9 protein-coding genes are annotated in these 13851 nt (G+C 42.0%); 6 read left to right on the forward strand and 3 right to left on the reverse strand.

Translation table 11 applies throughout. The features are described from left to right. The first annotated feature begins 22 nt into the window (after nucleotides 1-22). Genes AC52J8_RS10915 through AC52J8_RS10930 form a run of 4 tightly spaced genes read left to right on the forward strand, consistent with a single transcriptional unit; the run spans nucleotide 23 to nucleotide 5339 of the window. Nucleotides 23-1624: a carboxyl transferase domain-containing protein gene (locus AC52J8_RS10915; RefSeq protein WP_068528622.1), complete on the forward strand. Its 1602-nt coding sequence runs from the start codon at nucleotides 23-25 to the stop codon at nucleotides 1622-1624. A gap of 9 nt (nucleotides 1625-1633) precedes the next feature. Next, on the forward strand, nucleotides 1634-2437 hold the full coding sequence (locus tag AC52J8_RS10920) for an enoyl-CoA hydratase/isomerase family protein (RefSeq protein ID WP_068528619.1): 804 nt from the start codon (nucleotides 1634-1636) through the stop codon (nucleotides 2435-2437). A gap of 11 nt (nucleotides 2438-2448) precedes the next feature. Then, nucleotides 2449-4440: an acetyl/propionyl/methylcrotonyl-CoA carboxylase subunit alpha gene (locus tag AC52J8_RS10925; RefSeq protein WP_068528616.1), complete on the forward strand. Its 1992-nt coding sequence runs from the start codon at nucleotides 2449-2451 to the stop codon at nucleotides 4438-4440. Next, nucleotides 4437-5339, forward strand: coding sequence for a hydroxymethylglutaryl-CoA lyase (locus AC52J8_RS10930; protein ID WP_069122882.1), 903 nt, complete (start codon nucleotides 4437-4439; stop codon nucleotides 5337-5339). Before AC52J8_RS10925 ends, AC52J8_RS10930 begins: the two co-directional genes overlap by 4 nt. A 251-nt stretch (nucleotides 5340-5590) precedes the next feature. On the opposite strand, the gene AC52J8_RS10935 is transcribed toward AC52J8_RS10930, so the two are convergent. Continuing rightward, the gene (locus AC52J8_RS10935) at nucleotides 5591-6532 is read right to left on the reverse strand and encodes a LysR family transcriptional regulator (RefSeq protein WP_069122879.1); all 942 of its coding nucleotides are present in this window, start codon (nucleotides 6530-6532) and stop codon (nucleotides 5591-5593) included. A gap of 204 nt (nucleotides 6533-6736) precedes the next feature. On the opposite strand from AC52J8_RS10935, the gene AC52J8_RS10940 reads away from it, so the two are divergent. Beyond that, nucleotides 6737-10219, forward strand: a complete 3483-nt coding sequence (locus tag AC52J8_RS10940) for an indolepyruvate ferredoxin oxidoreductase family protein (RefSeq protein WP_086399311.1) — start codon at nucleotides 6737-6739, stop codon at nucleotides 10217-10219. Nucleotides 10220-10280: 61 nt separating this feature from the next. Here AC52J8_RS10940 and AC52J8_RS10945 read toward each other — a convergent pair whose 3' ends face one another. Both AC52J8_RS10945 and AC52J8_RS10950 read right to left on the reverse strand, forming a co-directional pair. Next, nucleotides 10281-11084 carry a thioesterase family protein gene (locus AC52J8_RS10945; protein WP_197738925.1) on the reverse strand — a complete coding sequence of 268 codons (804 nt, stop codon included), beginning with the start codon at nucleotides 11082-11084 and terminating at the stop codon, nucleotides 10281-10283. 197 nt (nucleotides 11085-11281) lie between these two features. Then, nucleotides 11282-13084 (reverse strand): acyl-CoA dehydrogenase C-terminal domain-containing protein, encoded by a 1803-nt coding sequence (locus AC52J8_RS10950; protein ID WP_086399309.1) that lies wholly within the window; start codon nucleotides 13082-13084, stop codon nucleotides 11282-11284. A gap of 305 nt (nucleotides 13085-13389) precedes the next feature. Here AC52J8_RS10950 and AC52J8_RS10955 point away from each other — a divergent pair, with 305 nt between their 5' ends. Next, the gene (locus tag AC52J8_RS10955; RefSeq protein ID WP_001984007.1) at nucleotides 13390-13839 is read left to right on the forward strand and encodes a PaaI family thioesterase; all 450 of its coding nucleotides are present in this window, start codon (nucleotides 13390-13392) and stop codon (nucleotides 13837-13839) included. Nucleotides 13840-13851 lie beyond the last annotated feature (12 nt).

A 13851-nucleotide genomic window follows, 5' to 3' on the forward strand; every position in this document is an offset into this window, starting at 1 on the left:
ATTATAAATAAGGACGCATCTTATGAACCAATTACAAAGCAAGATTAATGTTCGAAGCGAAGACTTCAAAACAAACCAGCAAGCCATGCAAACATTGGTCACAGATCTCAAACAAGTTGCCCAGCGTATTGCGTTAGGCGGCGGTGAAAATGCCCGTCAAAAACATTTGGATCGAGGCAAACTTTTACCTCGTGAACGTATTGATCAACTGATTGACGTCGGTACGGCATTTTTAGAAATTGGTCAATTGGCAGCGTACAACGTTTATGAAGATGATGTTCCTGCCGCGGGTGTGATTGCTGGTATTGGTCAGGTCAATGGCATCACTTGCATGATCGTTGCCAACGATGCAACGGTTAAAGGCGGAACGTACTACCCACTTACGGTTAAAAAGCATTTACGCGCACAAGAAATTGCCGAACAAAATCACTTGCCTTGTATTTATTTGGTGGACTCAGGCGGTGCCTATTTACCAATGCAAGATGAGGTTTTCCCAGACCGTGATCACTTCGGACGTATTTTCTATAATCAGGCACGCATGTCGAGCCTAGGGATTGCCCAAATTGCTGTGGTAATGGGAAGCTGTACCGCTGGTGGTGCTTATGTACCTGCCATGTCTGATGAAACGATTATTGTACGTAACCAAGGTACGATTTTCTTAGGCGGTCCTCCTCTGGTAAAAGCTGCAACGGGCGAAGTCGTGAGCAGTGAAGATTTAGGTGGTGGTGATGTGCATACACGTCTTTCAGGTGTAGCTGACCATTTAGCTGAAAATGATGAACATGCAATTGCGATTGCGCGAAACATTGTTGCGAACTTAAATAAAAAGCCAAATGAGTTAAACAAGCAAATTGATGAACCGCTATTTGATGCCTCGGAACTGTATGGTGTAGTGCCAAGCGATGCGCGTAAACCTTTCGATGTGCGTGAAGTCATTGCACGTATTGTAGACGGCTCTCGTTTTGATGAGTTTAAAGCACGTTTTGGTTCAACATTAATTACGGGTTTTGCTTCACTCTATGGTATGCCAGTCGGGATTATTGCTAATAACGGGATTTTATTTTCAGAGTCTGCACAAAAAGGTGCACACTTTATTGAGCTATGTACTCAGCGCAATATTCCATTGTTATTTCTACAAAACATTACGGGCTTTATGGTTGGTCGCCAGTATGAAAATGAAGGGATTGCAAAAAATGGCGCTAAATTGGTTATGGCAGTTGCAACCGCAAATGTACCAAAACTTACCCTAATTATTGGTGGTTCATTTGGTGCAGGTAACTACGGTATGTGTGGCCGCGCTTATTCACCACGCTTTTTATGGACTTGGCCGAACTCTCGTATTTCAGTGATGGGCGGCGAACAAGCCGCGAGTGTACTGTCAACTTTAAAACGTGATCAGATTGAGCAAAAAGGTGCCCAGTGGTCAGCACAAGAAGAAGATGAATTTAAACAACCGATTCGTGAACAATATGAACGTCAAGGCCATCCGTACTATGCTTCTGCTCGTCTTTGGGATGATGGTGTCATTGACCCAGCGCAAACTCGTCAGGTACTTGGTTTAAGTTTGGCTGCGGCCATGAACGCCCCAATCCAGCCAACCAAATTTGGCGTGTTCCGCATGTAAGAGGTGTATATGAGCTATCAATTTTTACAACTCGAACAACAAGGTCAGGTTGCCTATGTTTGGCTGAACCGCCCTGAACTACACAATGCATTCAACACCATAGTCATTGAAGAACTACATGCTTGCTTTAAGCAAATTAATACCCGTGATGACATTCGTGTTGTAGTTTTAGCTGGTCGCGGCAAAAGCTTTTCGGCAGGTGCCGACCTCAACTGGATGAAACAGGCAGGTCAGGCCTCTTCAGCAGAAAATGAAGCAGATGCATTAAAACTTGCGCAAATGTTGGATGCACTCGCAACACTTAAACAACCGACCATTGCCCGAGTGCATGGCATTGCTTTTGGCGGGGGCATGGGTTTAGCGTCGGCATGTGATATTTGTATTGCCAGCACTGATGCCAAGTTTGCAACCTCCGAGGTTCGTTTAGGACTTGCTCCATCCACCATTAGTCCCTATGTAATTCGTACAATTGGCGCAAGACAAGCCTCTCGCTATTTCTTAACTGCCGAGCGAATTTCAGCACGTGATGCCAAACATATTGGTTTGGCACATGAGGTTGCAGATGCCGAAGACTTAGATAAAAAAGTTCAAGAAATTATTGATGCGCTATTACTCGGTGGCCCGCATGCTCAAGCGGCCTCAAAACAACTCATTCAAATGGTGAGCAACCAGACCATGAGCAATGACTTGCTGCAACAGACAGCCCATCATATTGCTCAAGTTCGTCAAGGCTGTGAGGCAAAAGAAGGTCTGAGTGCCTTTTTAAATAAGCAACAGCCTGCTTGGGTTTCTAACTCTAATAACAACAATTAAGGACGATCATCATGTTTGAAAAGATTTTAATTGCGAACCGTGGCGAAATTGCCTGCCGCGTAATTCGTACAGCTAAAAAATTAGGTATTGCAACAGTTGCCGTTTACTCAGATGCAGACGCAAATGCACAACATGTCAAACTTGCAGATGAAGCGGTTTATATTGGTCAGTCCCCTGCAACTCAAAGTTATTTGCAAGCCGACCGCATTATTCAAGCAGCGATTGAGACAGGTAGCCAAGCGGTTCACCCAGGCTACGGCTTCCTTTCTGAAAATGACCAGTTTGCACTCGCTTGCCAACAACACAACATCTGCTTTATTGGACCGCCAGTGGATGCCATTTTAGCGATGGGTTTAAAAGCAACCTCTAAAGCTTTAATGGAAAAAGCTGGCGTTCCTTTAACACCGGGTTATCATGGAACCAACCAAGATGCTGACTTTTTAAAGCAACGAGCAGACCAAATTGGCTATCCTGTTTTAATTAAAGCCAGTGCTGGCGGCGGTGGTAAAGGCATGAGTCTGGTTGAACGCAGTGAAGACTTTCTGCATGCCTTAGCCTCTTGTAAACGTGAAGCCAAATCGAGCTTTGGTAATGATGATGTCTTGATTGAGCGTTATGTGATTCAACCTCGCCATATTGAAGTACAAGTGTTTGGCGATACACATGGCAATTATGTACATTTGTTTGAACGTGATTGTTCGGTACAGCGTCGCCATCAAAAAGTGTTAGAAGAAGCCCCTGCTCCACAAATGCCAAGCGAGAAGCTCGATGCAATGCGCCAAGCTGCAATTGATGCTGCGCGTGCGGTAAATTATGTCGGTGCTGGTACAGTTGAGTTTATTGTGGAACAAGATGGAACGGCGTATTTCATGGAAATGAATACCCGTTTACAAGTCGAACACCCTGTCACCGAAATGATTACAGGTGAAGACTTGGTTGAGTGGCAACTTCGTGTGGCTTATGGTGAACCTTTACCTAAACTACAAAACGAATTGCAGATTCACGGACATGCGCTCGAAGCACGGATTTATGCTGAGGAACCTGAAAAAGGCTTTTTACCTGCCATTGGTAAAATTGACTATTTGCGTTACCCAACTCAAAACCAATATGTGCGTGTAGACAGCGGTATTGTTGAAGGCGATGAAATCACGACCTATTACGACCCAATGATTGCCAAACTCATTGTATGGGGTAAAAACCGTGAAGCTGCGCTCATTCAAATGCAACACGCTTTAAGCCAATTCCATGTCGATGGCTTAGGCAACAATATTGCCTTTCTGGAAAAGATTGTTCGTAGTGAATCTTTTAAACAAGCCAAGCTTGATACCAACCTGATTCAACGTGAACAAAACTTCTTGTTTAGTCCTGAAGAAATTAAACCGGAACTGGTGGTAGCAGCAGCATTTATTGAGTTTTTAAGCCAACTTAATAACAACAGCTCAAACCAAAAACAGCTTTGGCAAACTCAGCCACTTTGGCGTTTAAATATTGCTTATCAGCACAGCATCAAACTGAATTATTTAAACCAAAATATCCAAATCAAGTTTGCCTCAAGTGAACATGGCTTCACCGCAGAATATAACGGTCAAAGCTACCCGATTTCAGGTCAATTGCTTGATGCGCATATGGCATCTGTTCAAATTGGTGGGACTCAGCAAAAGCTATCTTTTAACCAAAGTCAGCAAGGCATTACCTTGTTCCAAAATGGACAAAGCTATAAGTTTGCATATATTCGCCAAGACTTTAATCAGGCAGATAGCCAAGCCGATGAAGGTCACTTAAAAGCACCGATGCCGGGTGTAGTCACGCAAGTGCTAGTCAGTGCAAATCATAGCGTAAAGAAAGATGATATTTTAATGACGCTTGAAGCCATGAAAATGGAATATACCATTCGTGCGCCTAAAGACGGCGTGATTGTAGACTCCTATTTCCAAGTCGGTGATCAGGTCAAAGCTGGCGACGAGCTTGTTGAATTTCAGCCTGCACAGGAGGAAGTTGCATGAGTGAGTTTGTCAAAATCGTGGAGGTCGGTCCCAGAGACGGCCTCCAAAATGAAAAGCAGGCTTTAACTGTCGAACAACGCTTAAACTTTATTAATGACCTTATTAATGCAGGTCTGAAATCGATTGAAGTCGGTTCATGCGTTTCGGCAAAATGGGTACCGCAAATGGCTCAAAGTGATGAGCTATTTAAGCTGTTACCCCAAACAACTGATGTGCAATTTAGCCTGCTCACCCCCAATATCAAAGGTTTTGAAACTGCTCAAGCGGTAGGATGCAAAGAGGTTGCGGTGTTTACCGCAGCTTCTGAAAGTTTTACCCGCAAAAATATCAACTGCTCTATTGACGAAAGCTTCGAAAAATTTAGCGATGTCATGACCGCAGCAAAAGCACATAACATACGTGTGCGTGGTTATGTCTCTTGTATTGTCGATTGTCCTTATGAAGGCGCAATTGCCCCTGAGCAAGTCGTAAAAGTTGTTAAACGGCTCTATGAAATGGGCTGCTATGAAGTGTCTTTAGGTGAAACCATTGGCACAGCAACACCAGATCGCGTTCAAAAGGTTTGGCAAGCATGCCTTGCTGAACTCGATAGCAAGGTTTTAGCTGGGCATTTCCACAATACTTACGGCATGGCAATTGCCAATATTTATCAGTCTTTACAGCAAGGCATTCGTGTTTTTGACTCGTCTCTTGCTGGCCTTGGCGGTTGCCCTTATGCCAAAGGTGCCTCGGGTAATGTATCGACCGAAGATTTGTTTTATTTGCTGTCACACATGGGCTTTGAAACTGGCATTGACTTAGAGAAACTGATGCAAGCCAGCCAAAATATTAGCAATGTATTAAACCGAAAAAGCTTGTCGAATTATGCAAATGCTTATTGGCAAACCAAGTGTGCCTAGTCATAAATTAAAATAGGTCAGCATCTGGTATAAGGCTTAATATAAGGCTAAGTACCAGATCATCCTATCTCATCTTTATCTCATTTCATTCAGGAATTGGGACTAAATCCCTCATGCAATTTTTTTAAAATCTATTATTTATCTCTGTATTAAATGCCTCTTTTAAAAGAAGCATTCTCTACCCTATTTTTGTTCTAAATCCGTATTATTCTTCATCCTTTTTCAATTGTAGTCCTTAAAAATTTATCTGATTATTTATAAAAATAAGATGCATCCATTTCAATTCTTGGGGAAATATATTCTTCCACCCAATCTAACCATGCACGTGTTTTGGCATCGATAAAATGGCGTGAAGGCAACAAGGTATAAACTCCGATGTCGGGTGAACGCCACTCAGGCAAGATATGACATAATCTTCCATTTTGAACCGCATCTAAAGCTGAAAACATCGGCAATAATGCGATGCCCATATCCTGTTGCACCACATCTAATAATAACTCAGGATTATCTGCAATGAGTTGTCCGCCAATGTCGATTTGGTAAGACTCACCACTTGTATTTAATAAGTGCCAATCTGGTGTAATAGACGGGTTTACCAAGCGTAAACAGGCATGATCTTTTAAGTCTTCTGGGGACTTCGGCACACCATGTTTTTCGAGATAAGCAGGTGAAGCACATAAAACAGAAAAGATAGTGCCAATTCTGCGTGCAACAAACCGAGAATCTGTTAATGATTCAGTTAGATAAAGACTGACATCGACACCTTTTGCCAACAAGTCTGGAACGTATTGTGAAGTCGTATATTCCACGGTTAATTCGGGATAATGCTTACAAAACTCAGCCATCACTGGAAAAACATAATGATGCCCAAAGCTTCCCATGCTTAATACACGTAAACGGCCTTTGGGTTTAGATGCTGTTCCTGTTACTTCCGACTCTGCTTCATCCACCATTAAAATGACTTGACGACACCGCTCTGCGTAAGTCGCACCAATATCGGTCAGTGCCTGCTGGCGCGTTGAGCGTTGTATTAATTTTGTACCTAAGCGTGTTTCTAGCTCGCTGATAAGACGTGAAACCTGTGCTGTGGTCAGATCCATCTGCTCAGCTGCTGCTGTGAAACTCCCGCTATCAATCACTTTCAGGAATGCATGCATTGCATGCAATAGTCCACCATCGAGATTTTTGCGCATAACGTAAATATGTTTTCCTAAATTACGGATTGTTGCACCAGTTTAGATCAACCACAATGACTAAATGTACATACATTGGCACTAATTCTTTTTAAGAAGAGGAACCGATCTTTTTTTATTTCGTATGTCACTTGCTCCAAATATTCAACTGGATGTTGAAAAAAGAAAGTAGTCCGAGCTACTAAAAATTCTAAGGAGATATAAATGAATATAGCTACAAAAGTCACTCCAAATATTATTGCAACAAAGGATGTGTCACTTGAAGATAAATATGTAAGTGATAACGGTACAGCATATATGACCGGCATTCAGGCGCTTGTTCGTTTGCCTCTTGCCCAAACTCGCCGTGACGCGATGAATGGTTATCATACTGCTGGTTTTATTTCTGGTTATCGCGGTTCTCCTGTTGGTAACTATGATAGTTTCCTTTGGCAAGTTCAAGGATTACTTAAATCCCATAATGTTGTATTTCAACCTGGTGTAAACGAAGACTTGGCTGCTACCGCAATTTGGGGTACCCAACAAGTTAACCTTTCAGGCCAAGGCAAATATGATGGAGTGTCTTCTTGGTGGTATGGTAAAGGCCCGGGTGTTGACCGTTCAGGCGATGTACTCCGCCATGCTAACTTAGCTGGTACTTCTGAACGTGGTGGTGTCGTTGCTTTATTTGGTGATGACCACTCATGTAAATCTTCTACAATCCCTCACCAGTCTGAACATGTCATGATTGGTTGTGGTATTCCAATTTTCTACCCAACATCCGTTCAACAAATTTTAGACTTTGGTGTTCACGCGATTGCAGTTTCACGTTTTTCTGGCCTTTGGTCTTCAATGAAGCTAGTCAGTGAAATTGTTGAAACTTCTGCTTCTGTACATGTTGACCTAGACCGTGTTACTCCAGTTATACCAGAAGATGCCAATTTCCCAGAAGGTGGCGTTAACATTCGTTGGCCAGACCACGGCATTCAACAAGAAGAGCGCCTTTATAAATATCGCTTACCTGCTGTTTTGGCCTATGCCCGTGCCAACAAAATCAACACCGTTACATGGCCTTGTGAAAATGCCCGTGTCGGTATTGCCGCAAGTGGTAAAGGTTATTTAGATACGATTGAAGCCTTACGCATTTTAGGTATTGAAGATGAAACTGCCCAACAGCTTGGGCTACGTGTTTATCAAGTTGGTCTGATTTGGCCTTTAGAACCACAAGGCATTCGTGAGTTTGCCGAAGGTTTAGAAGAGCTAATCGTTATTGAAGAAAAACGTCCAATTCTTGAAACACAAATTAAAGATGAGCTGTACTCACTGCCTGATGAAAAACGTCCTCGTGTGATTGGTAAAGCAACTGATGGTAAGGGTGAATGGAGTACTTCTATTGAAGAAGCGCCGCTTATTGGTCACTATGAGTACCAGCCTGAACCGATTGCAAAAATGCTGGCTGCTCGCTTCTTAAAACTCGATATTCCAGAAAGCTTAAAAGCACAAATCCAAAGCAGAATCGACTTACTGCTAAAAGCAGAGCAAGAATCAAAACGTGTTATTGATCTTGCTGAACGTAAACCTTATTTCTGTAGTGGTTGCCCTCATAACTCTTCAACAGTCGTTCCTGAAGGTAGCCGTGCATTAGGCGGTATCGGTTGTCACTATATTGCTGTTTCACTTGACCGTGGTACTGAAACGTTCTCTCAAATGGGCGGTGAAGGTGTAAGCTGGGTCGGTGCATCACCATTTACCAATGAAAAACACATTTTTGCTAACCTTGGTGATGGGACCTATTTCCACTCAGGTTACTTAGCAATTCGTCAGTCTATCGCTGCAAAAACTAATATAACCTACAAAATCCTCTACAACGATGCAGTCGCTATGACAGGTGGTCAGCATGTAGATGGTCATTTGAGCGTTGCGCAGTTAACTCGTCAGCTTGCTGCCGAAGGTATTAAAAAACAAGTTATTGTCACTGATGAAGTTAAACTATTAAATGAAGAAGACGGTATTGCACCAGGTGTCGAAATTCGCCACCGTAATGAACTCGATACAGTTCAACGTGAGCTTCGTGAAATTACAGGTGTCACCGCTTTAATCTATGTACAAACCTGTGCCAGCGAAAAACGCCGTCGTCGTAAACGTGATGCGTACCCTGATCCGGCTGAGCGTTTATACATTAATAGTGATATTTGCGAAGGCTGTGGCGACTGTTCGAAAAAATCAAACTGTTTATCTATTGAACCTGTAGAAACAGCTTTAGGTACTAAACGTCAAATTAACCAAAGTAGCTGTAATAAAGACTTCACTTGTGCCGAAGGGTTCTGCCCTAGTTTTGTGACTGTTCATACACGCGACATGAAACGTCCAGCTAAATTTGAAGGTATTGGTGCGGGCTGGCCAACATCACCCGTTATTCCTCAGTTATATGACGTTCCAAGCCGTATTATGGTCGGTGGTATTGGTGGTACAGGTGTTGTGACTATTGGTGCACTGCTTGGTATGGCGGCTCACCTAGAAGGTAAAGCAACACGTGTTATGGACATGGCTGGTCTTGCGCAAAAAGGCGGTACGGTTTATTCATACGTTCAACTTGCAGCAAGTGATGAGCAAATTTCTTCTACCAAAATTCCGGCGGGCCAATGTGAATTATTGATTGGTGCAGATGCGGTAGTCGCTGGTGGTAGCGCTGCTCTATCTCGCTTAAAAGATGATGCTTTAGTTATTGTGAATGAAGACAGTACGCCTACTTCTGAGTTTATTAAATCTCGTGACTGGTATGCGCCTATTAGTGATTTAATTGATCGTCTTCGTGGTCGTGTTCGTCAAGGTCAACTGGTTTCTCTGCCAGCGGCTCGCATTGCAACACAACTGTTAGGTGATTCAATTTATACCAACCAGTTATTACTCGGTATGGCATGGCAATCTGGTCGTATTCCGTTATTACGTGAAAGCATTGAAAAAGCAATTCGTTTAAATGGTACTGCTGTTGAAAAGAACCTCGAAGCTTTCCGTGTGGGTTGTCATCTTGCAAGTGACCCAACTTTAGCTGCACGCTTAGTTGCGGCAATGCCAAAAACCAAAACTCCGCAAACTTTGGCTGAACTTGTTGAAGATCGTTCTGCTCGTTTAACAGACTACTGGAATGAAGCTTATGCAGCTAAATACCGCACACTTGTAGAATTGGCAGCTAAAAAGTTACCAGAAGAATTAACGGGTACCATTGCAACTCAGCTTTATAGAGTCATGGCTTATAAAGATGAATATGAAGTTGCTCGTCTACTAACAGGTAAAAGCTTCAAAGAATCGATTGAAACCCAATTCGGTAAAGGCTTACGTTTAACGTATCATCTTGCTCCACCAGCGTTACTTGGTGGTCTGAAAAATGTCCGTAAACGTGCGTTTGGTTACTGGATGCGCTTCCCAATGATGATGCTTGCTCGCTTACAATGGCTTCGTGAAACTTTCCTTGACCCATTTGCACGTCAAGAAGAGCGTCAACACGAACAAGCATGGCGTGATCGTTACATTACATTTGTTGAAGCACTTGTTGAAGCACCAGACAATCATAACTTGGCAGTTGCTGAACAAATTGCAAAATTACCGGCAGAAGTTCGTGGTTATGGACATATCAAAATGAAAGCAATGGACGCTGCAAAACAACGTTGGGATGAACTTACACCAACACTGCTAAAAGTCCGTAACTAAAAATTAAATCTCAAAATAAAAAAGTCATCCTTAGGGATGACTTTTTTATTGGCTAAAAAATTTATTCAGTCATTTTACGCAAAGTCAAAATCTGCTCGCTTCGTCCAAATGGGCCATATACATCATGTAAAACTGCACTGGTTAAACCAATACCATCCGAACCATATTGCTGAACGGTTTCCAAACCTAGCCATTTCCCTTGCGGATAACGGTGCATGTGGATTTGTAAATCAAGATTTGGAAAGCCCCAAGTAAATTCGCCTTCTTGTCTTGGGACAATGCCGTTTGCCGCATCTACCATGCCAATTAAATGGGCAAAATCTGTGGTCGGCTGCCCTTGAACTATTTCTTTATCATTGTTTAGCCAAACAATGCCTTTACCCGCACGATGCTGATCATCCGTTTTAGTGACTAGCGTTTGAATAAAGCCACCTGGCCATCTTTTCATACCCGTCCATTCTGTAAAAGTATCTGGATGGTGAACTGGCTGATCTTCAAGCCCAGCAATATCGGAACTATCTTGAGTACACATGCGCCATGCTCTAGCCACAATGCAGGTTTTACCTTGTGCTTGCATTTCAGCTTCAATCAGTTCAATGGTTTTACCGGCACGAATCACATGTGTCTTAATCGTAAACTCACCAAAAGCAATCAATCCAAAAATATCAAAACTAATTCGACCAATTCGCATATCTTGTCGTGGTGAAAATTGCTCTAACTCTGCTGCGATTACACCACTTGCGGGCGCCATGTGCTGTTCATGAGGGTTCCAAGCCCCTTGTGCATGGACAGTTGAGCAATAATGAGCAATGACTTCACCTTGAGGACCAATTGTTCTATTCAGTAATTGATAATAAGCATTCATGATTTTCTTTCCGTAGTCCTTATCCAACATCAATATTTGATGAAAATTCACGTTTTAATGCTTATGTTAACCCTCTAATTCTTTGGCTCAACTGGTTTTTCCTACCAAAAACTGATGAGTCTAAAATTACAAATTTAATCACTAGGTAAAATTTCCACACATAAATTTCATCTAGTGATTCTAAAAATGACTATTCACTAAAATGCAAAAGCATCTTGATCGAGCTCCATCACAGCGTCAGCGCCAGACTCAATAGAAGCAGCATGGCTCTGTGTACGATGTAAAAGTTTTTGATAGAAAAACTTAGCTGTCGTTAATTTTGCTTTATAAAAATCTTCCTCTTGTGTACCCGATTCTAATTTTTCATGGGCAACTTGTGCCATTCGGGCCCACAAATACGCGAACACAACGTAACTGGAAAAATAAAGATAATCTACTGAAGCGGCTCCTATTTCTTCCGGGTTATGCTTGGCTTTCTCTGCAATCGATTTGGTCAGTGACAGCCATTGCTGCTTAAGCTCAGCTAATTTTTCTAGATAAGGTTTCAGCACTTCATTGGATTGGTGCTGGCTAATAAACTGATCAATTAAATCAGTCATATTCTTTAAAAGTTTGCCTTCCGACTTGAGGACTTTACGTGCAAGTAGATCTAAAGATTGAATTTCGGTCGTTCCTTCATACAATGTTGAGATACGTGCATCACGTACAATTTGCTCCATTCCATGCTCAACAATAAAGCCGTGGCCGCCAAATACTTGAACGCCATGCTTTGCAGATTCATTGCCTGATTCTGTTAAAAAAGCTTTGGCAATTGGCGTTAAAAAAGCCAGTAATTCATCGGAGTGTTTTTGCTGTTCCTGATCATTTGAACTTTCCACAATATCGACATGCTGAGCTAAAAAGTAAGCCAGTGCACGGCCGCCTTCAGAAAACGCTTTTTGTGTCATTAACATTGAACGCACAGCAGGATGCACAATAATTGGGTCGGCGTTTTTCTCAGGATATTTAGGACCGGATAGCGAACGCATGGCGAGTCGCTCTTTGGCATAACTTAATGCGCCTTGAAATGAAATTTCAGAAGCAGCAAGCCCTTGTACTGCCGTTCCAATACGTGCGGTATTCATGAAGGTAAACATACAATTAAGCCCGCGATTTTCAGGACCAATCAAATAACCTTTGGCGCCATCAAAATTAAGTACGCAGGTCGCATTACCATGAATCCCCATTTTATGTTCAATCGCGCTACAAACGACGTTATTACGGTCCAGCACCTGACTGTCGTCACTCACATTAAATTTAGGCACAATAAATAAAGAAATACCTTTAGTCCCTGCAGGTGCCCGAGGTAGACGGGCTAAAACAATATGAATAATATTTTCAGAAAGATCATGTTCACCCGCCGAGATAAAAATCTTTTCACCCGTAATTGAGTAGCTACCATCCGGATTTGGTTCGGCTTTCGTTCTAATTAACCCAAGGTCCGAGCCCGCATGTGATTCGGTTAAACACATAGTTCCCGTCCAGACACCGCTAATGAGTTTAGTCAAATACTGCTGTTTTTGTTGCTCAGTACCATGGTGCTCAATGGTTCTCATTGCCCCATGAGACAAGCCTGGATACATCGCCCAAGCCCAATTAGAACCACATAACATTTCAGAAATCGCAATCCGTAATAAGGTCGGCAAGCCCTGCCCACCATATTCCGGATCGGCGGTTAATGAAGTAAACCCAAGCTCGGCATATTTTTGGTAGGCTTCTTTAAAACCTTTCGGCGTTGTGATTACGCCTTGATTTAAATGACAGCCTTCCTGATCACCATTTTGATTTATGGGCGCCAATTCATTTTCACAAAAATCTGCTGCTGCCTCTAAATATTGATCAATTAATTCTCGATTTACGCTTTCCTGATATTTGCTTAAACCTTGATAGTTTTGTTCTGTTTGAAGCATTTCATGCAGTACAAATTGCATATCGCGTAATGGAGCTTTGTATAAAGGCATCGTTTTTTTCCTTTCACTTCACTGCCTATATCATGGGCAGATATCGTTTTTCCTTGAAATGGACTTTTATTGTTTCAATCTCACCAAAATATCAAAAAATTTCTTATAGCAAAATATATTTTCACTAATTTAATAAAATTATCCTAACTTAGCCATAAAGATAAAATATAAACATATGTTTTTAAATGTAAATGTAATATAAAAAGTAGTTGGTCTTATTTAACTAGAATAAATTTATATTTTGTATTGCAAAATTTTATTCCGTAAAAAATCAATTTATAGTATGGTGATTAGATTGCTTAATCATGCAAGGACGATTTATGGAAAGCCCGAAATACACAGGTCTTGAATTTTTAACCGCTTTAAAAAATGGTGAAGTTTCTCCATCACCTATGGCTCACACCATACCAATGGAACTCGTTGAAGTTTCTGAAGGTAAAGCAACTTATAAAGTTACTCCTCGCAAAGAACATAGAAATATTCAAGGCGGTGTACACGGCGGCTTTTGTGCCACAGCTTTAGATACGGCGACAGGCAGTGCGGCCCATACCCTACTTGAACATGGTGTTGGCTATGGAACCATTGATTTAAATGTAAAAATGATCCGCCCCATGCAAGTTGATACTTCGTACTATGCGACGGCCGAGTTGATTAATGCGGGCCGCAATATTATTAGTACCCAAGGTAAAATCGTAGATGAGAACGGTAAGGTGTATGCTTTTGCTTCGGCAACCTTAATGATTATTCGCAAATAATAAAATATCTAA

It is taken from the genome of Acinetobacter sp. S-1, assembly GCF_059579785.1.

Excerpts from the sequence above, each read along its gene's own strand:
- AC52J8_RS10915 (WP_068528622.1), top strand. The coding sequence starts at position 23 with ATGAACCAATTACAAAGCAAGATTAATGTTCGAAGCGAAGACTTCAAA.
- AC52J8_RS10920 (WP_068528619.1), top strand. The coding sequence starts at position 1,634 with ATGAGCTATCAATTTTTACAACTCGAACAACAAGGTCAGGTTGCCTAT.
- AC52J8_RS10925 (WP_068528616.1), top strand. The coding sequence starts at position 2,449 with ATGTTTGAAAAGATTTTAATTGCGAACCGTGGCGAAATTGCCTGCCGC.
- AC52J8_RS10930 (WP_069122882.1), top strand. The coding sequence starts at position 4,437 with ATGAGTGAGTTTGTCAAAATCGTGGAGGTCGGTCCCAGAGACGGCCTC.
- AC52J8_RS10935 (WP_069122879.1), bottom strand. The coding sequence starts at position 6,532 with ATGCGCAAAAATCTCGATGGTGGACTATTGCATGCAATGCATGCATTC.
- AC52J8_RS10940 (WP_086399311.1), top strand. The coding sequence starts at position 6,737 with ATGAATATAGCTACAAAAGTCACTCCAAATATTATTGCAACAAAGGAT.
- AC52J8_RS10945 (WP_197738925.1), bottom strand. The coding sequence starts at position 11,084 with ATGAATGCTTATTATCAATTACTGAATAGAACAATTGGTCCTCAAGGT.
- AC52J8_RS10950 (WP_086399309.1), bottom strand. The coding sequence starts at position 13,084 with ATGCCTTTATACAAAGCTCCATTACGCGATATGCAATTTGTACTGCAT.
- AC52J8_RS10955 (WP_001984007.1), top strand. The coding sequence starts at position 13,390 with ATGCAAGGACGATTTATGGAAAGCCCGAAATACACAGGTCTTGAATTT.